The sequence below is a fragment of the Streptomyces sp. NPDC043854 genome (assembly GCF_056436005.1).
This window is the reverse complement of record NZ_JBWKDK010000014.1, coordinates 82,349-105,458: the sequence shown is the minus strand read 5'-3', so window position 1 is coordinate 105,458 and position 23,110 is coordinate 82,349. Positions and strand designations below refer to the sequence as shown.

Genomic DNA, 23,110 nt, shown 5'->3' with positions numbered 1-23,110 from the left:
CGAGGGATGCACGCATGAACGAGGAAAAGCTCCGGTACTTCCTGAAGCGGGTGACGGCCGATCTCCACGAGACGCGCCGCCGGCTCCAGGAGGTCGAGTCGGAGGAGCAGGAGCCGATCGCGATCATCGGGATGAGCTGCCGCTACCCGGGGGACGTCGAGTCCCCCGAGGACCTGTGGCGGCTGGTGGCGGGGGAGACCGACGCCATCTCGCCCTTCCCCGCCGACCGCGGCTGGGACACGGGACGGCTGTTCGACGAGGACCCCGACGGGCGCGGCACCAGCTACGTGCAGGAGGGCGGCTTCCTGCACTCGGCCAACCGGTTCGATCCGGCGTTCTTCGGGATCTCGCCCCGTGAGGCCACGGCGATGGACCCGCAGCAGCGGCTGCTCCTGGAAATCTCGTGGGAGGCGTTCGAGCGGGCCGGCATCGACCCGACGTCGGTGCGCGGCAGCCGCACCGGCGTGTTCACCGGCGTCATGTACCACGACTACGCCTCCCGCCTGCGGGCCGTGCCCCCGGAGGTCGAGGGCTACCTCGGCACCGGCGCGTCCAGCAGCATCGCCTCCGGCCGCGTCTCGTACACGTTCGGCCTGGAAGGCCCGGCGCTGACCGTCGACACGGCCTGCTCCTCCTCTCTCGTCACCCTGCACCTGGCCATGCAGGCACTCCGCAAGGGGGAGTGCTCGCTCGCCCTCGCGGGCGGTGTCACCGTCATGCCGACGCCGGGCACCTTCACCGAGTTCAGCAAGCAGCGCGGCCTGTCCTTCGACGGACGCTGCAAGTCCTTCGCGGACGCCGCCGACGGCACCGGCTGGGGCGAGGGCGCGGGCATGCTGCTCGTGGAGCGGCTGTCCGACGCCCGCCGCAACGGTCACCGCGTGCTGGCGGTCATCCGCGGCTCCGCCGTCAACCAGGACGGCGCCAGCAACGGCCTGACCGCCCCCAACGGGCCCTCCCAGCAGCGGGTCATCCGCCAGGCCCTGGCCGACGCCCGGCTCACGGCGGCCGACATCGACGTCGTCGAGGCCCACGGCACCGGCACGACCCTCGGCGACCCGATCGAGGCCCAGGCCCTGCTCGCCACCTACGGCCGGGAGCACACCGAGGACCTCCCCCTGTGGCTGGGCTCCATCAAGTCCAACATCGGGCACACGCAGGCCGCCGCCGGTGTCGCCGGCGTCATCAAGATGGTCATGGCGATCCGGCACGGCCGCATCCCGAAGACCCTCCACGTGGACGAGCCGTCGACCAAGGTCGACTGGTCCGCGGGCGCCGTGTCGCTGCTGCGCGAGACCGTGGACTGGCCGGACACCGGCCGGCCGCGCCGCGCCGCGGTGTCCTCGTTCGGCATCAGCGGCACCAACGCGCACACCATCATCGAGCAGGCGCCTCCCGCGGCGGCCGCCGAACCCCACCACGCCGACACCGGCGGCGATGCCGAAGTGGAGGCAGTCGCCGACGCCGACGCCGACACGGCCGGCACCGCCGAGCCCGGCGCGCAGCCCCGCCCCGCCGTGGTTCCCCCCGTCCTGCCGTGGCCGGTGTCGGCCCGTACGGACGAGGCCCTGCGGGCCCAGGCCGAGCGTCTGCTCACCCACCTGCGCGCCCACCCCGACCAGGTGGCGCAGGACATCAGCCTGTCCCTGGCCACCGGTCGCGCCGCCCTCGAACACCGCGCCGTCATCGTGGCCGGCGACCGGGAGACGGCGCTCGCCGACCTCGCCGCGCTCGCCTCGGGCGGCATCACCTCCTCGCGGGTCGTCCTGGGTGAGGCCGGAGCTCGCGGCAAGACCGCCTTCCTGTTCACCGGGCAGGGCAGCCAGCGCCTCGGCATGGGCCGCGAACTGTACGACGCCCACCCGGCGTTCGCGGACGCCCTCGACGAGGTGTGCACCGCCCTCGACCCGCACCTCGGCACCCCGCTGAAGGACGTGGTCTTCGGGGACGACGCCGCGGTGCTCGACCGCACGGAGTACGCGCAGCCGGCGCTGTTCGCGGTGGAAGTGGCCCTGTTCCGGCTCCTGGAGTCCTGGGGCGTGAAGCCGGACTTCCTGTCCGGGCACTCCATCGGCGAGATCGCCGCCGCCCATGTGGCCGGCGTGCTCTCACTGGCGGACGCCTGCACCCTGGTCGCCGCCCGCGGCCGGCTGATGCAGGCGCTGCCGTCCGGCGGCGTGATGATCGCGGTGGAGGCCTCGGAGGACGAGGTCCTGCCGCTGCTCACCGACCGGGTGGGCATCGCCGCCGTCAACGGCCCGAGGTCCGTCGTGATCGCCGGTGACGAGGACGCGGCGGCCGCCGTCGCCGACTCCCTCGACGGCCGGAAGACCAAGCGCCTGACGGTCAGCCACGCCTTCCACTCGCCGCACATGGACGGCATGCTCGAGGACTTCCGCCGGGCCGTGGCGGGACTCGCCTTCGAGGCCCCGCGCATCCCGGTCGTCTCCAACCTGACCGGCGCCCTCGTCACCGACGAGATGGGCACGGCCGACTTCTGGGTCCGGCACGTCCGCGAGGCCGTCCGCTTCCTCGACGGCGTACGCGCCCTGGAAGCCGCCGGCGCGACGACGTACGTCGAACTCGGCCCCGACGGCGTGCTGTCCGCCCTCGCCCAGGCCTGCCTGACCGGCGACACCGACGCCGCCGTCTTCACCCCGGCCCTCCGCAAGGGAAGCTCCGAAGCGGGAACGGTCACCACCGCCCTCGCCCGGGTCCACGTACGCGGCACCGCCGTCGACTGGCACGCGTTCCACTCCGCCACCGGAGCCGAGCACGTGGACCTGCCCACCTACGCCTTCCAGCGCGAGCACTACTGGCTCGACGCCGGAACCCTCGGGGGCGACGTCACCACCGCGGGCCTCCGCTCCGCCGACCACCCGCTGCTCGGCGCCTCGGTCACCCTGGCCGACGCCGACGGCCTCCTCCTCACCGGCCGTCTCTCGCTCGCCACCCACCCCTGGCTCGCCGACCACCGCGTCGCGGGCGCCGCACTGCTCCCCGGCACGGCCTTCGTCGAGCTGGCGCTCCAGGCCGGCGAGAAGGCCGGCTGCGACCTGGTGGACGACCTGACCCTCGCCGCACCGCTGGTCCTCCCCGAGGAGGGCGGCGTCGAGCTCCAGATCACGGTCGCGGCGCCCGACGAGTCGGGCCGCCGGTCCGTCGTCTTCCACTCCCGCGACGGCTTCGCCGCCGACGACGAGCCGTGGGTGCGCAACGCCACCGCGGTGCTGGCCACGGCGGGGGAGGAGCCCCCGGCCCCGGCGTACGACCTCGCCTCCTGGCCGCCGGCCGGAGCGGAGGCCGTTGACGTCGAGGCGCTGTACGACGGTCTCGCGGACTCCGGCTTCGGGTACGGTCCGGTGTTCCAGGGGCTGCGCGCCGCCTGGCGGCAGGGCGAGGACGTGTACGCCGAGGTGAGCATCGGTGCCGAAGCCCAGCCGGGTGCCGGGCAGTTCACGATCCACCCGGCCCTCCTCGACTCCGTCCTGCACGCCATCAGCCTGGGCTCGCTGGTGGAGGACACCGGGCAGGGGCGGCTGCCGTTCTCCTGGTCCGGGGTGTCGGTGTACTCCGCCGGGGCGGACAGCGTGCGCGTACGGCTCTCCCGGGCCGGCCGGGACGCGGTCCGGCTGGAGATCGCCGACGCGGCGGGCGCGCCCGTCGCATCCGTCGACGGCCTCGCGCTGCGCGCCTTCTCGCCCGAGCAACTCGGCCGGCAGTCCCACGGCCGCGACTCCCTGTACCGCGTGGAGTGGGTCGAGGCCGCGGCCGCCGCGAGCGGGTCGCTCGACGACTGGATGCTGCTCGGCGAAGGCACGCAGGCCTTCGCGGACCTCGCCGGCCTGGGCGTCGCGGTCGTCGAGGGCGGCCGGATCCCCTCGGCACTCGTCGTGCCCTGCACGGAGCCCGCCGGTGACGACGTGGCCGGTGCGGTGCATGCGGAGACGGGCCGGGTCCTGTCGCTGGTGAAGGAGTGGCTGGCCGACGGCCGGTTCGCGGACGGGCGCCTCGTCTTCCTGACGCGCGGCGCGGTCGCCGCCGCACCGGACGAGGGCCCTGCGGACCTCGTGCACGCCCCCGTGTGGGGTCTGGTGCGGTCGGCGCAGTCGGAGAACCCGGGCCGGATCGTCCTCGTCGACCTCGACGCCGACGGCGACGGCGATGTCGCGGAGGGGCTCTCGGCCGCGCTGGCCTCGGGCGGGTCCGAGGTCGCCGTACGCGCGGGCAGGATCCTGGCACCGCGGCTGGCGCGTGCCGAGGTGGCCGCCGACACGGCTGCCGCATGGGACGCCGACGGCACGGTGCTGGTGACCGGTGCGAGCGGTTCGCTGGGCGGGCTGTTCGCGCGGCATCTGGTGGCCGAGCGCGGTGTGCGGCGTCTGCTGCTGGTGAGCCGTCGGGGTGAGGTGGCCGAGGGTGCCGCGGAGCTGTCGGCGGAGCTGGCGGGTCTGGGTGCCGAGGTCGCCTGGGCTGCCTGTGATGTGGCCGACCGTGAGGCGCTGGCGGCGGTGCTGGCCGGGATTCCGGCGGAGCACCCGCTGACGGGTGTGGTGCACACGGCCGGTGTCCTGGACGACGGCGTCATCGGCTCGCTGACGGCCGACCGCCTGTCGGCGGTGCTCCGCCCGAAGGTGGACGCCGCGTGGAACCTGCACGAGCTGACGGCCGGGCTGGACCTCTCCGCGTTCGTCCTGTTCTCCTCCGCCGCCGGTGTGTTCGGCGGCGCGGGCCAGGCCAACTACGCGGCCGCCAACACCTTCCTGGATGCACTCGCCGCCCGGCGTCGCGCCGACGGCCTCGCGGGTACGTCGCTGGCGTGGGGCCTGTGGGCCGAGGTCGGCGGTATGGGTGCCGCCCTGGACGCCGAGGACGTCTCGCGCCTCGGCCGTGGCGGTGTCGACGCCATCGGCGCGGCGGAGGGTGTGGCGCTGTTCGACGCCGCGTGTGCCGCCGGGCAGGCCCTGCTGGTGCCGGTGAAGCTGGACCTGGCGGCGCTGCGCGCCCAGGCGGGCAGCGGCATGCTCCCGCCGCTGCTCTCCGGCCTGGTACGGATGCCCGTACGCCGGCCCGCCCGGGGTGCCGGGGGCGCGTTCGCCCGGCAGCTGGCCGCACTTCCGCAGGACCAGCAGCAGGGTGCCGTCGTGGAGCTGGTCCGCGGCCAGGTCGCCGCCGTTCTCGGCTTCGCCGGCCCCGAAGCGGTCGACCCGGCACGGTCGTTCAACGAGGTCGGCTTCGACTCGCTGACCGCCGTCGAACTCCGCAACCGCCTTGGTGCGGCCACGGGTGTCCGCCTGCCCGCCACCCTCGTCTTCGACTACCCGACCCCCTCTGTGCTGGCGGAGTTCCTGTACGCCGAGCTGCTCGGCAGCCAGCAGGCGACGGCGGCCGCAGCCCCGGCCGCCGTCACCGTCCACGACGATGAGCCGATCGCGATCGTGGCGATGGCCTGCCGCTTCCCCGGTGGTGTCCGGTCGCCGGAGGACCTGTGGCAGCTCGTCCTCGACGGCCGGGATGCCATCTCGGACATGCCGGACGACCGCGGCTGGGACCTGGCGGGTCTGTTCAGTGCGGACCCCGACCAGGCCGGCACCAGCTACAGCACCGCCGGCGGCTTCCTCCACGACGCCCACCACTTCGACCCGGTGTTCTTCGGCATGTCGCCGCGCGAGGCGCTGGCCACCGACCCCCAGCAGCGCCTGCTGCTGGAGGCTTCCTGGGAGGCCTTCGAGCGGGCGGGTATCGACCCGGCGACCGTGCGCGGCAGCCGCACCGGTGTCTTCGCCGGCGTCATGTACAACGACTACGGCACGCTCCTGCACCGCGCCCCCGCCGGCCTCGAGGGCTACATGGGCACGTCCAGCTCCGGCAGCGTCGCCTCGGGCCGCGTCTCCTACACCTTCGGCCTCGAAGGTCCCGCGGTGACCGTCGACACCGCCTGCTCGTCCTCCCTCGTGACCCTGCACCTGGCGGCTCAGGCGCTGCGGAACGGCGAGTGCGATCTGGCGCTGGCCGGTGGTGTGACCGTGATGGCCACGCCCGGCACGTTCATCGCGTTCAGTCGCCAGCGGGGCCTGGCGACGGACGGCCGCTGCAAGCCGTTCGCGGCCGCCGCCGACGGGACGGCGTGGGGTGAGGGCGTGGGCATGCTGCTGGTGGAGCGTCTCTCGGACGCCCGCCGCAACGGCCACCCGGTCCTCGCCGTGGTCCGCGGCTCGGCGATCAACCAGGACGGCGCCTCCAACGGCCTGACCGCCCCGAACGGCCCGTCCCAGCAGCGGGTCATCCGCCAGGCCCTGGCCAACGCCGGCCTGTCCGCCGCCGAGGTGGACGCCGTCGAGGCCCACGGCACCGGCACCACCCTCGGCGACCCGATCGAGGCGCAGGCCCTGCTCGCCACCTACGGCCGCGAGCGCGAGGCCGATGCGCCCCTGTGGCTCGGGTCGATCAAGTCGAACATGGGCCACACGCAGGCCGCCGCCGGCGTCGCGGGCGTCATCAAGATGGTGCAGGCGATGCGCCACGGCATCCTGCCGCAGACCCTGCACGTCGACGAGCCCACCCCGCACGTCGACTGGTCCGAGGGCGCCGTCTCGCTCCTCACCGAGACCGTCACGTGGCCGGAGACCGGCCGCCCGCGCCGGGCCGCCGTATCGTCCTTCGGCATCAGCGGCACCAACGCCCACACCATCATCGAGCAGGCCCCGGACGAGGCCGCCGCGCCCGCCGCCCCGGCAGAGGATGGCGCGGCGTCGCCGACGGCGCCGTCCGTACTGCCGTACGTCGTGTCCGCGAAGTCGGACGAGGCGCTGCGCGCCCAGGCGGCCCGCCTGCGCGCCCACCTGGAGAACGCGCCCGAGGCCGGTGCGCTGGACGTCGCCTGGTCGCTGGCCACCCGCCGGGCCGCCTTCGACCACCGGGCGGTGGTCGTCGCCGGGGACCGGGACGAGCTGCTGCGCGGCCTGACCGCGCTGGAGGACGGCGACCCGGCCGCCCCCGGCGTCACGAGCGGCACCGTCAGCGCCGCCGGGGCCGGGAAGCTGGCCTTCCTGTTCACCGGGCAGGGCAGCCAGCGCCTCGGGATGGGCCGTGAACTGTACGACGCCCAGCCCGTGTTCGCCGCGGCCCTGGACGCCGTGTGCGAGCAGTTGGACCGGCGACTCGAACTGCCGCTGAAGGAGGTGCTGTTCGGGACGGACGCGAGCCTTCTCGACCGCACCGAGTACACCCAGCCGGCGCTGTTCGCGGTCGAAGTGGCCCTGTTCCGGCTGCTGGAGGCCTGGGGTGTGAAGCCGGACTTCCTGTCCGGTCACTCCATCGGCGAGATCGTCGCCGCCCACGTCGCCGGCGTGCTGTCCCTCGAGGACGCGTGCACGCTCGTCGCCGCCCGCGGCCGCCTCATGCAGGCCCTCCCGGCCGGCGGAGTGATGATCGCCGTACAGGCCTCGGAGGGCGAGATCCTGCCCTTGCTCACCGACCGGGTGGGCATTGCCGCGGTCAACGGCCCGCGGGCCGTCGTGGTCGCCGGCGACGAGGACGCTGCCGTCGCGGTCGTCGACGCCGTCCCGGGCCGCAAGAACACCCGCCTCACGGTCAGCCACGCCTTCCACTCGCCCCACATGGACGGCATGCTGGACGACTTCCGCCGGGTGGCGGAGAAGCTGACGTACACCGCCCCGCGCATCCCGGTCGTCTCCCACCTGACCGGCGCCCTCGTCACCGACGAGATGGCCTCGGCCGACTTCTGGGTCCGGCACGTCCGCGAGGCCGTCCGCTTCCTCGACGGCGTCCGCGCCCTCGAAGCCGCCGGTGTCACCACCTACCTCGAACTCGGGCCCGACGGGATCCTGTCGGCCCTCGCACAGGCCTGCCTGACCGACCGCACCGGATCCGCCGCCTTCGCCCCGGCCCTGCGCAAGCGCCGCCCCGAGGCCGACACCCTCACGACGGCCGTCGCACGGGCCCACGCCCGGGGCGCCCGCGTCGACTGGGAGGCGTACTTCGCCGGCACCGGCGCCCGAGGCATCGACCTGCCGACGTACGCCTTCCGGCGCGAGCGGTACTGGCTCGACATCACCGCCGCCGCCCCCGCGGACGTCACCACCGCGGGCCTCCGGTCCGCCGACCACCCGCTGCTCGGCGCGTCGGTGTCCCTGGCGGACGGGGACGGGCTGCTGCTCACCGGACGCCTGTCGGCGGCCACGCACCCGTGGCTCGCAGACCACATGGTGATGGGTTCCGTCCTGCTTCCGGGGACGGCCTTCGTCGAGCTCGCCCTGCGGGCGGGCGAGCAGGTCGGCTGCGACCTCGTCGACGACCTCACCCTCGCCGCACCGCTCGTCCTGCCCGAGGAGGGCGGGGTCGAGCTGCAGATCGCCGTCGCGGCGCCCGACGAGTCGGGCCGCCGGACCGTCTTCTTCCACTCCCGCGGGGACGGTGCCGAGGACGACGAGCCGTGGACGCGGAACGCCACCGCCGTCCTCGCCGAGGGGGCCGCCGAACCTCCGGCGTTCGACCTCTCGGCCTGGCCGCCGGCCGGGGCCAAGCCCGTCCCGGTGGCAGGCCTGTACGACCTGCTGGCGGACTCCGGCTTCGGGTACGGTCCGGTGTTCCAGGGGCTGCGCGCCGCCTGGCGGCAGGGCGAGGACGTGTACGCCGAGGTGAGCATCGGTGCCGAAGCCCAGCCGGGCGCCGGGCAGTTCACGATCCACCCGGCCCTCCTCGACTCCGTCCTGCACGCCATCAGCCTGGGCTCGCTGGTGGAGGACACCGGGCAGGGGCGGCTGCCGTTCTCCTGGTCCGGGGTGTCGGTGTACTCCGCCGGGGCGGACAGCGTGCGCGTACGGCTCTCCCGGGCCGGCCGGGACGCGGTCCGGCTGGAGATCGCCGACGCAGCGGGCGCGCCCGTCGCATCCGTCGACAGCCTCGCGCTGCGCGCCTTCTCGCCCGAGCAGCTCGCCCAGTCGGGCGGCGGCCACCGCGACTCGCTGTTCTGCGTGGAGTGGGTGGAGGCGTCCGCCGGCGACGGCCCCTTCGACGACTGGCTGATGCTCGGCGAGCGTGCGCAGGTGTTCGCGGACCTCGCCGGTCCGGGCGTGGCCGTCGCCGAGGGCGGCGAGATCCCCGCGGCGCTCGTGGTGCCGTGCACGGCACCGGCCGACGAGGACACGGCCGCCGCGGTACACGCGGCCACCGGCCGGGCCCTGGCCCTGGTGAAGGAGTGGCTGGCGGACGAGCGGTTCGCGAACTCGCGCCTGGTGTTCCTGACCCGGGGCGCGGTGGCCGCCGTACCGGGTGACGCCGTGTCCGACCTGGCACAGGCCGGCGTGTGGGGTCTGGTGCGGTCGGCGCAGTCGGAGAACCCGGGACGGTTCGTCCTGGTCGACATCGACGCCGACGCCGACGCCGACATCGCCGAGGGGGTCTCGGCCGCGCTGGCCTCGGGCGGGTCCGAGGCCGCCGTGCGCGACGGAGCCGTCCTGGTGCCGCGGCTGGCCCGCACCACGGCGACCGGCGACTCCTCCCCGCAGTGGGGCGCGGACGGCACGGTGCTGGTGACCGGTGCGAGCGGTTCGCTGGGCGGGCTGTTCGCGCGGCATCTGGTGGCCGAGCGCGGGGTGCGGCGTCTGCTGCTGGTGAGCCGTCGGGGTGAGGCGGCCGAAGGTGCCCCGGAGCTGTCGGCGGAGCTGGCGGGTCTGGGTGCCGAGGTCGCCTGGGCTGCCTGTGATGTGGCCGACCGTGAGGCGCTGGCGGCGGTGCTGGCCGGGATTCCGGCGGAGCACCCGCTGACGGGTGTGGTCCACACGGCCGGTGTCCTGGACGACGGCGTCATCGGCTCGCTGACGGCCGACCGCCTGTCGGCGGTGCTGCGTCCGAAGGTGGACGCCGCGTGGAACCTGCACGAGCTGACGGCCGGGCTGGACCTCTCCGCGTTCGTCCTGTTCTCCTCCGCCGCCGGTGTGTTCGGCGGCGCGGGCCAGGCCAACTACGCAGCCGGAAACGTCTTCCTGGACTCCCTCGCCGCGCACCGGCGGGCGAGCGGTCTTGCAGGTACGTCGCTGGCGTGGGGTCTGTGGGCCGAGGTCGGCGGTATGGGCGGCGCGCTCGGTGCGGAGGATGTCTCGCGCCTCGGCCGTGGCGGTGTCGACGCCATCGGTGCGGCGGAGGGTGTGGCGCTGTTCGACGCGGCCTGTGCGGCCGGGCAGGCCCTGCTGGTGCCGGTGAAGCTGGACCTGGCGGCGCTGCGCGCCCAGGCGGGCAGCGGCATGCTCCCGCCGCTGCTCTCCGGCCTGTTCCGGATGCCCGCGCGCCGGGCGAGGGGCGGCTCGGCCGCCGGCAGCGTGATCGTCCGGCAGCTGGTGGCGCTGGCTCCGGAGGAGCAGCCGGGGGCCGTACTGGAGCTCGTACGCGGCCAGGTGGCTGCGGTCCTGGGCTTCGCGGGCCCGGAAGCGGTGGATCCGGCACGGTCCTTCAGCGAGGTCGGCTTCGACTCGCTGACGGCGGTCGAGCTGCGCAACCGGCTTGGCGCCGCCACGGGTGTCCGCCTGCCCGCCACGCTGGTCTTCGACTACCCGAACCCGGCCGTGCTGGCGGAGTTCCTCTACGCCGAGCTGCTCGGCAGCCAGCAGGCGACGTCGGCGGCAGGCGCCCCGGTCACGACCACTGCGCATGACGACGAGCCGATCGCGATCGTGGCGATGGCCTGCCGCTTCCCCGGTGGTGTCCGGTCGCCGGAGGACCTGTGGCAGCTCGTCCTCGACGGCCGGGATGCCATCTCGGACATGCCGGACGACCGCGGCTGGGACCTTGCCGGTCTGTTCAGCGCGGACCCCGACCAGGCCGGCACCAGCTACAGCACCGCCGGCGGCTTCCTCTACGACGCCCACCACTTCGACCCGGTGTTCTTCGGCATGTCGCCGCGCGAGGCGCTGGCCACCGACCCCCAGCAGCGCCTGCTGCTGGAGGCTTCCTGGGAGGCCTTCGAGCGGGCGGGTATCGACCCGGCGACCGTGCGCGGCAGCCGCACCGGTGTCTTCGCCGGCGTCATGTACAACGACTACGGCAGCCTTCTCCACCGCGCCCCCCAGGGCCTCGAGGGCTACATGGGAACCTCCAGCTCCGGCAGTGTGGTCTCGGGCCGCGTCTCCTACACCTTCGGTCTCGAAGGTCCCGCGGTGACCGTCGACACCGCCTGCTCGTCCTCCCTCGTGACCCTGCACCTGGCGGCTCAGGCGCTGCGGAACGGCGAGTGCGACCTGGCGCTGGCCGGTGGTGTGACCGTGATGGCCACGCCCGGCACGTTCATCGCGTTCAGCCGCCAGCGGGGCCTGGCCACGGACGGCCGCTGCAAGCCGTTCGCGGCGGCGGCCGACGGCACGGCGTGGGGTGAGGGCGTGGGCATGCTGCTGGTGGAGCGTCTCTCGGACGCCCGCCGCAACGGCCACCCGGTCCTGGCGGTGGTCCGCGGCTCGGCTGTCAACCAGGACGGCGCCAGCAATGGCCTGACCGCCCCGAACGGCCCGTCCCAGCAGCGGGTTATCCGCCAGGCCCTGGCCAACGCCGGCCTGTCCGCCGCCGAGGTGGACGTCGTCGAGGCCCACGGCACCGGCACCACCCTCGGCGACCCGATCGAGGCGCAGGCTCTCCTGGCCACCTACGGCCGCGAGCACACCGCGGACAGCCCGCTGTGGCTGGGTTCGGTGAAGTCCAACTTCGGCCACACGCAGGCCGCCGCCGGTGTCGCGGGCGTCATCAAGATGGTGCAGGCGATGCGCCACGGCATCCTGCCGCAGACCCTGCACGTCGACGAGCCGACCCCGCACGTCGACTGGTCGGCCGGAGCGGTCTCGCTCCTCAAGTCGGCCACTCCGTGGCCGGAGACCGGCCGCCCGCGCCGGGCCGCCGTATCGTCCTTCGGTATCAGCGGCACCAACGCCCACACCATCATCGAGCAGGCCCCGGTCGAGGCCGAGGACCCGTCCGTGCGGCCGGCGGACACCGAGCCTGCCGCGTCCCCGATGGCCGCGCGCGTCCTGCCGTACGTGCTCTCGGCGAAGTCGGACGAGGCGCTGCGCGCCCAGGCGGCCGGCCTGCGGGCCCACCTCCAGGACGCTCCCGACCTCGCCCCCGCCGATGTGGCCTGGTCGCTGGCCACCACGAGGTCCGCCTTTGACCGGCGTGCCGTGGTCGTGGCGGGGAACCGGGCCGAGCTGATGCGCGGCCTTGCCGCACTGGAGACCGGAACGGCTGCGGCCGGACTGGCACGCGGCGCCACGGGCAGCGGCAAGACGGTGTTCGTCTTCCCGGGGCAGGGCTCGCAGTGGGCGGGCATGGCCGCGGAGCTGCTGGAGTCGTCTCCGGTGTTCGCTGCGCGCATCGCTGAGTGCGCGCAGGCGCTGGAGCCCTTCACCGACTGGTCGCTCGCCGACGTCCTCCGCGGAGCCGGGGGCGCGCCGCCCCTGGACCGGGTGGACGTCGTCCAGCCCGTCCTCTTCGCGGTGATGGTGTCGCTGGCCGAGGTGTGGCGTGCGTCCGGCGTGCGTCCGAGTGCCGTGATCGGGCATTCGCAGGGCGAGATCGCCGCCGCATGCGTGGCCGGGATCCTGTCCCTGGAGGACGCGGCCCGGGTGGTGGCCCTGCGCAGTCAGGCCATCGGCCGCAGGCTCGCCGGTCTGGGCGGCATGGTGTCCGTCCCGCTGCCCGCCGCCGAGGTCCGCGAGCGGATCGCCGCCTGGGGTGAGGAGCGGATCTCCGTCGCCGCCGTCAACGGACCGTCGTCCGTCGTGGTGTCGGGTGAGGCCCAGGCCCTGGACGAGCTGCTGGCCGCCTGGGAGGCCGACGGTGTCCGGGCCAAGCGGATCGCGGTCGACTACGCCTCCCACTCCGCGCAGGTTGACCTGCTGCGCGAGGAGCTGTCCGAGCTCCTCGCCGCCGTCACGCCCCGGGCCGCCGAGGTCCCCCTCCTGTCGACCGTGACCGGCGAGTGGGTCAAGGGCACCGAGCTGGACGGCGGTTACTGGTTCCGGAACCTGCGGCAGACCGTGCAGCTGGAGCAGGCCGTCCGCACCCTCCTCGACCAGGGCTTCGGCCTGTTCGCCGAGTCGAGCCCGCACCCGGTGCTGACCGTCGGCATCCAGGAGACCGTCGAAGCCGCCGGCCGCGAAGCCGCCGTCCTGGGCTCCCTGCGCCGTGGCGAGGGCGGACCGGAGCGGTTGTTGCTGTCGCTCGGCGAGGCCTGGGCCCGGGGCGCGAGCGTGGACTGGGACGCCGTCTTCGCCGGTACCGGCGCCCGGCGCGTGGACCTGCCCACGTACGCCTTCCAGCGCGACCGCTACTGGATCGAGGTGCCGGACACCCCGTACGGCGACGTGGCCTCCGCCGGTCTGGGGCCGGCCGCACACCCGCTGCTGGGCGCGGCCGTCGAACTGCCCGATTCGGAAGGGTTCCTGTTCACGGGCCGCCTCTCGCTCCGGACACACCCCTGGCTGGCCGATCACCGGGCCGCGGGCGCCGTGATGCTGCCGGGCACCGCCTTCGTGGAACTCGCCCTGCATGCCGGCCGGCGGGCCGGCACCGCCCTCCTCGAGGAGCTGACCCTGGAGGCGCCGCTGGTGCTCCCCGAGCACACCGCCCTCCAGCTCCGGGTCTCGGTGGCCGCGCCCGACGACACGGGCCGGCGTACGCTCCAGGTGCACTCGCGCGCCGAGACCGCGGCCGACGAGGCCGGGCACGGCCAGGGCGAGCCGTGGACGCGGCACGCCACCGGTGTGCTCGGCACGGCGGACACGCCGGCCGTGGCCCCGGCCGCCGGTCCGGAGGCCTGGCCTCCCGCAGGGGCCGAACAGCTCGACGTGGCCGACCTGTACGACCTGTTCGCCGCCGCCGGCTACGCGTACGGCCCGGCCTTCCGCAACCTGCGGGCCGCCTGGCGGCACGGCGACGAACTGCTCGCCGAACTCGCGCTCGCCGACGGCCCCCAGGCCGACGCCGCGCACTTCGGCGTGCACCCGGCACTGCTGGACGCGGGGCTGCACGGTCTCGCGCTCGGCTCCTTCTTCGCCACGGAGGACGAGGCGCCGGGCGCGGACGTCCGGATGCGGCTGCCCTTCTCCTTCACCGGCGTCGGCCTGCACGCCGTCGGCGCCGGCGCACTGCGGGTGCGGCTGGCCCCCGCAGGATCGGGCGCCGTGTCCCTCACGGCCTTCGACGAGCAGGGCGAACCGGTCGTGTCGGTCGAGTCGCTGCTGCTGAGGGAGCTCGACCCGGCCCGACTGCAGTCGGCCCGGCCCGCCTTCCAGGAGTCGCTGTTCCGGCTGGAGTGGCCTGCACTGCCCGCCGGCTCCGCTGCCCCGGGCGGACGCTGGGCCGTGGTCGGGACCGACACCCTCGGTCTCGAGGCCGCGCTGCACGAGGCGGGCATCACCGCCGACGTCTACGCCGACCTGGACGCCCTCGCCGGCGTGGTGGCCGCCGGCAAGCCGCTGCCCGGCACCGTGCTCGTCTCGTACGCCGCACCGGCCGCGGACACGGCCGCCGGCACCGCCGCAGCCATCGCGGCCGACACCCGGCAGGCCGCCCGCGACGCGCTGGCACTCGTGCAGGGCTGGCTCGCCGAGGAGACCTTCGCCGAGGCCCGCCTGGCGGTGGTCACCCGCGGCGCGGTCGAGGTACGGCCGGGCGAGGGCGTCACGGACCTGGCGCACGCCGCGCTGTGGGGGCTGCTGCGGTCCGCGCAGTCGGAGAACCCCGGCCGGTTCCAGATCCTCGACCTCGACGCGGACCACGCGGCCGACGGCACCGGGGACGCTCCGGCGGACCTCGGCGCGCTGGTCGCGGCCGCCGCCGCGAGCGGCGAACCCCAGCTCGCCGTCCGCGGCGGAGCCCTGCACGCCGCCAGACTGGCGAAGGTGCCCGCGGCCCGCCCCGCGCCGGAAGCGCCGGCAGGCACCGCAGAGTCCGACGGCGAGGCGGCCGCGGACCGTGCACCGGCCGCACCGGCCGGCCCCGCGCTGGACCCGGACGGCACCGTCCTCATCACCGGCGGCACCGGTGTGCTCGGCAGCCTGCTCGCCCGCCACCTGGTGACCGAGCACGGCATCCGGCACCTCCTGCTCACCAGCCGGCGCGGACCCCGCGCCGCCGGCGCCGCGGAACTCGTCGCGGAACTCGCCGAACTGGGCGCCGCGGCGGCCGTCGCCGCCTGCGACGCCTCCGACCGGGACGCGCTCGCCGCACTCCTGGCCGGCATCCCGGCCGAACACCCGCTGACCGCCGTCGTCCACACCGCCGGCCATCTCGACGACGGGCTCGTACCGTCCCTGACCCCGGGGCGGATCGACGCGGTCCTGCAGCCCAAGGCCGACGCGGCCCTGCACCTGCACGAGCTGACCCGCGAACTGGACCTCGCCGCGTTCGTGCTGTTCTCCTCGGCGGCCGGCACGCTCGGCAGCCCCGGCCAGGCCAACTACGCGGCGGCCAACGCCTTCCTCGACGCGCTCGCCCAGTCCCGGCGGGCGGCCGGCCTGCCCGCCGTGTCGCTGGCCTGGGGACTGTGGGAGCAGCGCAGCGAGATGACCGGCGACCTCACGGACGCCGACGTCCAGCGGATGGCACGGGCCGGACTGGCCCCGCTGTCGTCCGCGGAGGGCCTCGCCCTCTTCGACACGGCGTCCGCCCTGACCGCCGACGGCAGCGTGTTCGTCGCCATGCACCTCGACACGGCGCCCCTGCGGGCCCAGGCGGAGGCCGGAGCCCTCCCGCCCCTCTTCCGCGGACTGGTGCGCGGCGGACTCCGCAAGGCCGCCTCCGGTCCCGCCGACGCGGCGGTGTCCGCCGCCGCGCGGCAGCTGCAGGGCCTGTCCGGGCTGTCGGAGGAGGAGCAGGAGCGGGTGCTGCTGGACCTCGTGCGGGCCCAGGCAGCCGCCGTGCTCGCCTACGCGTCGCCCGACGCGGTGGGGGAGTCCCAGGAGTTCCTGGAGCTGGGCCTGGACTCGCTGACCGCGGTCGAGCTGCGCAACCAGCTGAACGCCGGCACCGGCCTGCGACTGCCCGCCACCCTGCTCTTCGACCACCCGACCCCGCTGCTGGTCGCCCAGCGGCTGCGCATCGAGCTCGCCGGGTCCGCGGCCGGCCCCACCGGACCGGACAGCGCCGCCGGGCAGGGCGAGGAAGAGACCTCCGGGGTCCTCGGGGCGATGCTCCGGGAAGCCGGAACGCAGGGCGCGTCCGGCCGGTTCATGGAACTGCTCATGCAGGCCTCGCAGTTCCGGCCGTCGTTCGCCTCCCCGGCCGAGCTGCGCAAGGCACCCGGCCTGGTACGGCTCTCCCGCGGCGAGACGCGTCCCGGCCTGATCTGCTTCTCCTCGATCCTGTCCATCTCCGGGCCGCACCAGTACGCCCGGTTCGCGTCCGCGTTCCGCGGGCGGCGGGACGTCCACGCGATGGCCGCACCCGGCTTCGTACGCGGTGAGCAGCTGCCCTCGACCACCGAGGCGGTCATCGAGGCGAAGGCCGAGGCCGTACTGCGGCACGCGGACGGGGCGCCGTTCGTGCTCCTCGGACACTCCTCGGGCGGCATCTTCGCCCACGCGGTGGCCGGGAAGCTGGAAGAGGCAGGGGTCTTCCCGGAGGCCGTGGTCCTGATCGACATCTACTCGCACGACGACGACGCCATCCTCGGCATCCAGCCGGGGCTGTCGGCGGGGGTGGACGAACGGCAGGACACCTACGTGCCGGTCGACGACAACCGGCTGCTGGCGATGGGCGCCTACTTCCGGCTGTTCGCCGGCTGGAAGCCGGAAACGGTGAAGACGCCCACCCTGCTGGTCCGGGCCGGGGAGCAGTTCTTCGACTGGACCCGCGCCACGGACGGCGACTGGCGTTCCTACTGGGACCTGGACCACACCGCCGTCGACGTACCCGGCAACCACTTCACCATGATGGAGCAGCACGCGCAGACGACGGCGCGGGCCGTCGAGGAATGGCTCGACGCCCGCCCCTGAGGGCGGCGGCCGGACCGGTGGGAAAGGGCCGGGCCCCACCCCCCAGGCAAGGGGGTGGGGCCCGGCCCCGTTCGTCCGCCTCCTCCTGCCGACGGCGGCTCAGACTCCCGACGCGGCCCGCCGGGACCGCGCGGCCCGGGACCGCTCCAGGGCCTGCTTCCGCTCGCGCTCGCGGTCCCGCTTCCTGGGCAGGCCCACCGGGACGACCTCGAAGTTCTCCTTGGTGGTGTCCAGCCGGTGGAACAGGTTGTCGGGGCCGGTCACGTACAGCGTGCCCACACCGAGCCCCTTCAGCGACTCCACCATGCTCGGCCAGTGGATCGGCCGGTCGAAGGTGTCCAGCATCATCGTGCGCATGCCGGCGGCGTCCCGGACGACCGTGCCGTCGTGGTCGACGACCACGGGCAGGGCCGGGTCGGCGAACGCGTACCCGGCGAAGACCTCCTCCTCCGCCTTGCGGCGCAGCGACGAGAAGGCCGCCGCGTGCACGGGGGGCCGCATCGAGTACATGGAGTAGCCGCCGGCCGCGCTGATCCCGGCCGTGAGCGCGTCGAGGTCCCCCTCCCGCACGGACAGCATGTGGAAGCCGGCGTCGAGCCGGCCGGACAGGTCGTACCAGGCGCCGCGGCCGTCGAACCCGGCGAGGATCTCGTCCAGGCGGTCCTGCGGGGTCCGTACGAAGCAGTGTGTGACCACGTCCTCGTACACGCCGGAGAAGTAGTCCTCCTCGCAGCGGGCCAGGTCCGCGGTCAGCCGGACGACGTCGGGGAAGGACAGCGTGCCGACGAACGCGGCGGTCGCCTTCTGGCCGAAGCTGGGACCCGCGCAGACGGTGGGGGAGACGCCGAGGGTGTCGACGGCCCGGTCCGCCATCGCCATCGAGGCCACCAGGAAGACGAGCTGGGAATACACCGAATAGTCGTCCTCGGCGTCACGGAAACGGTCGAACACCGAATATCCGAGGGCCTCGTCCGCCTCCGCGAGGCGCACCCGCCCGTACGGGTCGAGCAGCAGGAACCGGCCGATCTCGGCGAAGGACGCGGGGCCCATGCCGGGAAATACGATCGCGGTTCCGGTCCGGGAACCGGAGGAATCGGCCGTATTCCCGGCGGGAATCGCATCGGAAAGAGTCATGGTGCGTGAATACCTTTGCTTCCGGGATGGTGTGGCACCGGCAGTTGATTCCGGAGCCGTCGACGAGAAAAAGACCCCGCACCCGGACCGGCGCGGGTGCGCCGGTCCGGGCACGAGGCCGGAAAAGGGAGAGGGCGAAGGGGAGTGGGGAGCGGAGGACGGGGTCAGTCCTGGGCCCTGCGGTGGAAGCCCCTGACGCCGATCGCGCCGAAGATCAGGATCGCTGCGGTCAGGGCCGACAGGTCCACCCACAGCGGGATCGAACCGGGGCCGCCGGGCGGCAGCAGCAGGGCCCGGATGCCCTCGCTGACATAGGTCAGCGGATTGAACGCGCACAGCGCCTGGAACCAGCGGACCTCCGCCAGACCGTGCCACGGGAACTGGGTGCAGCCGGTGAACATCAGCGGGGTCAGCGCCACGGCGAAGACGATGCTGATGTGCCGCGGCGGGGCCAGCGTGCCGATCGTCAGGCCCACCGTGCTGCCGGCCAGCGCACCCATCAGCAGGACGCCCACCGTCGCCGGGAAGCTGTCCATGGGCCAGGTCGCGTCGTCCAGGATCAGGAAGCCCATCGGAATCATCAGCAGCGAGGCGACGATGCCGCGCAGCATGCCGAAGACCAGCTTCTCGACGGCCACCAGGGTGATCGGGATCGGGGCCAGCAGCCGGTCCTCGATCTCCTTGCTCCAGGAGAAGTCGATGATCAGCGGGAGCGCCGTGTTCTGCAGGCTCACCAGGAAGCTGCTCAGCGCCACCACACCGGGCAGCAGGACCTGCTGGAAGCCGCCGCCGGTGTAGCCGAGTTCGCCGAGGACCTTGCCGAAGACGAACAGGATGAAGAACGGCTCCACGAGCACCTGCGCGAGGAAGGTGCCCAGCTCGCGCCCGGTGACGAAGACGTCCCGCCACAGGATGAAGAAGAACGTACGGGCCACCGAGCGGACGCCGATGGCTGCGGGCCGCAGCTCCGGGGGGAAACCGGAGGCCGGCCCGGGTGCGGGTGCGGTCGCGGGTGCCGTGGCGGTGCTCATCGCAGCTCCCGGCCGGTCAGGTCGATGAAGACGTCCTCGAGGGTGGCGGTGCCCACTTTGATGTCCTTGATGTCGCAGCTCGCCGCCGCCAGGGTGGTGATGGCGGCCGGAAGCACCACGCCGGGCGGCGCGTCGCTGTAGAGGCGGAGCCGGACCGCGGCGTCCGCGGAACCGTCCGGCGGGCCGTCGTCCGCACCGTCCGCGGAGCCGTCCCGGCCGGGCAGCGCGAGCCGTTCCACCCGGGTGACCGTGTCGATCTCCTCCAGCAGGCGTACGGCGTCGGCCGCGCCGGAATCGGCCGGCGCCGGCCGGACCGTGAAGGCCAGGGCAGTGCCGCTCAGGCCCTCCGTGAGCGCCTGCGGGGTGTCCAGGGCGAGCAGCCGCCCGTGGTCCACGATGCCGACGCGGTCGCAGAGCCGTGCGGCCTCGTCCATGTCATGGGTGGTGAGCACGGTGGTCACACCGCGCCCGCTGAGCTCCGCCACCCGCTCGTGGATGAACAGCCGCGCCTGCGGGTCGAGCCCGTTGGCCGGCTCGTCCAGGAAGAGCACGTCGGGCCGGTGCATCAGCGCACGGGCGATCATCACGCGCTGCGCCTGCCCGCCGGAGAGCTCGTCCGCGCGGTCCTTGCCGCGGTCGCCGAGCCCCACCCACTCCAGGCACTCGTCGGCGAGCCGGCGCCGTTCGGCGCGGCCCATGCCGTGGTATCCGGCGTGGAAGGTCAGGTTCTGCCGCAGTGTGAGCGACTGGTCGAGGTTGTTGCGCTGCGGTACGACGGCGAAGGCGCGGCGGGCCTGGGCGGGATGGGCCACGACGTCGACACCCTGCACGAACGCGCGGCCCGCGGTGGGGGCCACGCGGGTGGTGAGGATGCCGATGGTCGTCGTCTTCCCGGCGCCGTTCGGGCCCAGGAATCCGAAGACCTCGCCCCGGCGGACCGAGAAACTCAAGCCGTCCACCGCCGGCCGGTCACGGTCCCGGTACTTCTTGACCAGTCCGTCGACCACGACAGCAGAATCCACGGGTCGTTCAGGTTTCATTTGTTCCTGCGAATCAAGTGGGACGCGGAAACGGAGGTCCGGCGGGTCCGCGCAGGTAGATAGGGACGGGGAATGTCTAGCACGCGGATCACCGCCGCGGATCCTCCTGGCCCGCCCCTAGGGGGAAGGGGAAAAGCGTTAGGGGGGAATAGGGGTGATCATGTATTGCGGCCCCGGCGAACAACCTCATAGCATCCCCGGGTGACCGCGCCGGATCATCCCCGATCGCTCACCATTCCGCGAGAGGAGACCCCGTGCAAACACTCGTCCCGTCGGCGGAATCCGGCACCCGACTGCGCCCCCTGCACACCGCCGCCGAGCACCCCCACCCGGCGGCCGGCACCGCCGGCGGCCACAGCACGGCACGGACTTGTTGATGAAGGCCCTCCGCTGCGGAGGCGCCGGCCGCATGCCCGACCACGCATCAGAGGGCACCATCCGAGGCGGAGTTCCAGGGGCATGACCCATGCACACAGCCGGCCCGACGGCGGGGAGACAACCCCGGACGAGGTCGGCCTGATCCAGATCCGGCAGCCGTCGCTCCCGAGCAGCTACCGCATGATCTGCTTCCCGAGCTCACGGAACTCGCCGCTGTGCTACCTCGCCATGGCCGAACTGCTGCTGCCCACCGTGGAGCTGCTCATCGTCCAGTACCCGTCGTCCCTGCCCTTCGAGGACGATCCCGACCCGGCGGCCGGCAAGGAACTCGCCGACAAGGTGTACGAGGCGGTCCGGGGCTGGGCCGACCGCCCGTTCGCCCTCTTCGGCCACCGCATGGGCGCCGACCTGGCCTACGAGGTGGGCTGCCGCCTGGAGCGGGAGACCTACGGGGCACCGCTGACCCTCTTCGCCTCCGGGCGGACGGCGCCCGGCCACCGGGGCAGCCTCGGCCCGCCCGCGCTGGGCTGCCGGGTCGTCGCCCTGACGGCCCGCCACGACCCGCGCGCGACGCTGGCCGGTGTCCGGGCCTGGCGGCGGTGCACCTCCGGCCGGTTCGACCTGGAAGTCTTCCCCGGGGCCGGCGGCTACCTGAAGTCGTACCGCCGGGAGGTGGTCAACATCGTCCACGACCAGCTGATCTCGCTCGGCGGACCGGACCCCGACTGAGGGGTGCCCAGGGGGCGGCCAGGGGTACCCGTGCCCCGGCCCGCTGCCTAGCGTGCGGGGGTGGGGGCCCGTGTCCACGGCACGACCGGGCGACGACCGGGCGGGCAGCGGCCACCGCGGCCCACCGACGGCACCCGTCACGCCACACGCCCGACCACACGGACCACGGGGACGGCAGCGGCCGCATCCCCATCCCCTGTGAAGCCCGCGAACCCCGCGAACCCCGCGATCCACCCCTGAACGGGCCCGACCCACCGCCGGCCCGGCGCACCCTACGCCGCCCGGCCGCGTCACGGCCCAGAGGAAGGACATAGTGCGACCGATGACCGCCAAGATATTCGCAGCCGACGCGGTACGGCCCGTCGAAGAATTCGAACAGGACGCCCTCCGGGTCGCCGAGGCGATCCGCGAACGCGGCGTCGGCCTCGGCGACCGGGTCATGCTCAAAGCAGGCAACTCGGCGAGCTACGTGTGCGTGCTGTACGCGCTCATGCACGTCGGCGCCTCGATCGTCCTCGTCGACCAGCAGGAGACCGCGGAGGAGACCCGCCGCATCGCCGTCCGCACCGGTGTCAAGGTCACCTTCGTCGACGACGACACCCCCGTCTACCCGGACGCCGACCCCGTCCACCTCTACGAACTCATGGTCGCCGTGGCCGACCACGAGCCCACCGCCGCCGCCCTGTCCTTCGACGCCTGGGGCGAACTCCCCGACGGCCTCATCATGTGGACCTCCGGCTCCACCGGATCACCCAAGGGCGTGGTCAAGACCGGCCGTTCGTTCCTGCGCAACCTCCGGCGCAACGCCGACCAGGTCGGACACCGCGCCGACGACGTCCTGCTGCCGCTACTGCCCTTCGCCCACCAGTACGGCCTGTCGATGGTGCTCATCGCCTGGCTCACCCGCTGCTCCCTGGTGATCGCCCCCTACCGCCGCCTCGACCGCGCCCTGCGCATGGCCCGTGACGCGGGGGCCACCGTCATCGACGCGACCCCCTCCAGCTACCGCAGCATCCTCAGCCTGGTCACCCGCAAGCCGGCGCTGCGCGACCACCTCGCCGGCACCCGCATGTTCTGTGTCGGCGCGGCCCCCCTCGACGCACCCCTCGTGGCGCAGTACGTGGCGGAGTTCGGGCTGCCGCTGCTGGACAGCTACGGCTCAACGGAGCTCGGCAACATATCCTTCGCCACCCTCGACAACCCGGTCGCCTGCGGCCGCGCCATGGAGGGGATCCGGCTGCGGATCGTCGACGAGGACGGCCGCGAACTCCCCGCCGGGGAGACGGGCGAGATCGAGGTCGACACCCCCGACGCCCTCGAAGGGCAGGTGGCCGACGACGGCACCATCGTCCCGGCCCACGCCACCGGCGGCTGGCAGGCCACCGGCGACCTCGGCCACCTCGACGCCGGGGGCAACCTCCACGTCCTCGGCCGCAAGTTCGCCGTGCACCGCATGGGCTACACCCTGTACCCCGAGCTCATCGAGCGGAAGGTGGCCGCGCAGGGCTGCCCGACCCGGATCGTGCCCGTCCCGGACGAACTGCGCGGCTCACAGCTGGTGTTCTTCGTCGAGGACGAGGAGCTGCGCGAGTCCGGCCACTGGCGGGAGCGGCTGTGCGCCCTGCTGCCCGCCTTCGAACAGCCCAACAAGGTCGTGGTCCTGGAGCGGTTCCCGCTCAACCGCAACGGCAAGCCCGACAAGAAGAAGCTGGCGGAGATGGCCGCCGGCCTCGCGTGACCTTCCGGCACCCCGAAGGCGCCCCCGCCGCTGTGGCGGGGGCGCCTTCGTCCCCGTGCT

The 23,110-nt window shown here is 74.0% G+C and carries 6 protein-coding genes; 3 read left to right on the top strand and 3 right to left on the bottom strand.

Features of this window, described 5'->3' with window-relative positions; all coding sequences use genetic code 11:
- Nucleotides 1–14: 14 nt before the first annotated feature.
- Nucleotides 15–17,000: a type I polyketide synthase gene (locus AC068A_RS15590; protein ID WP_478585118.1), complete on the top strand. Its 16,986-nt coding sequence runs from the start codon at nt 15–17 to the stop codon at nt 16,998–17,000.
- 99 nt (nt 17,001–17,099) lie between these two features.
- Here AC068A_RS15590 and AC068A_RS15585 read toward each other — a convergent pair whose 3' ends face one another.
- The 3 genes from AC068A_RS15585 to AC068A_RS15575 form a co-directional block, all read right to left on the bottom strand.
- On the bottom strand, nt 17,100–18,050 hold the full coding sequence (locus tag AC068A_RS15585; protein WP_478585116.1) for an ACP S-malonyltransferase: 951 nt from the start codon (nt 18,048–18,050) through the stop codon (nt 17,100–17,102).
- 248 nt (nt 18,051–18,298) lie between these two features.
- Nucleotides 18,299–19,165 carry an ABC transporter permease gene (locus AC068A_RS15580; protein WP_478585114.1) on the bottom strand — a complete coding sequence of 289 codons (867 nt, stop codon included), beginning with the start codon at nt 19,163–19,165 and terminating at the stop codon, nt 18,299–18,301.
- Nucleotides 19,162–20,172 carry an ABC transporter ATP-binding protein gene (locus AC068A_RS15575; protein ID WP_478585112.1) on the bottom strand — a complete coding sequence of 337 codons (1,011 nt, stop codon included), beginning with the start codon at nt 20,170–20,172 and terminating at the stop codon, nt 19,162–19,164. Before AC068A_RS15575 ends, AC068A_RS15580 begins: the two co-directional genes overlap by 4 nt.
- Nucleotides 20,173–20,664: 492 nt before the next feature.
- On the opposite strand from AC068A_RS15575, the gene AC068A_RS15570 reads away from it, so the two are divergent.
- The gene (locus AC068A_RS15570; protein ID WP_478585110.1) at nt 20,665–21,312 is read left to right on the top strand and encodes a thioesterase II family protein; all 648 of its coding nucleotides are present in this window, start codon (nt 20,665–20,667) and stop codon (nt 21,310–21,312) included.
- 322 nt (nt 21,313–21,634) lie between these two features.
- On the top strand, nt 21,635–23,050 hold the full coding sequence (locus tag AC068A_RS15565; RefSeq protein WP_478585108.1) for a class I adenylate-forming enzyme family protein: 1,416 nt from the start codon (nt 21,635–21,637) through the stop codon (nt 23,048–23,050).
- Nucleotides 23,051–23,110: the final 60 nt, after the last annotated feature.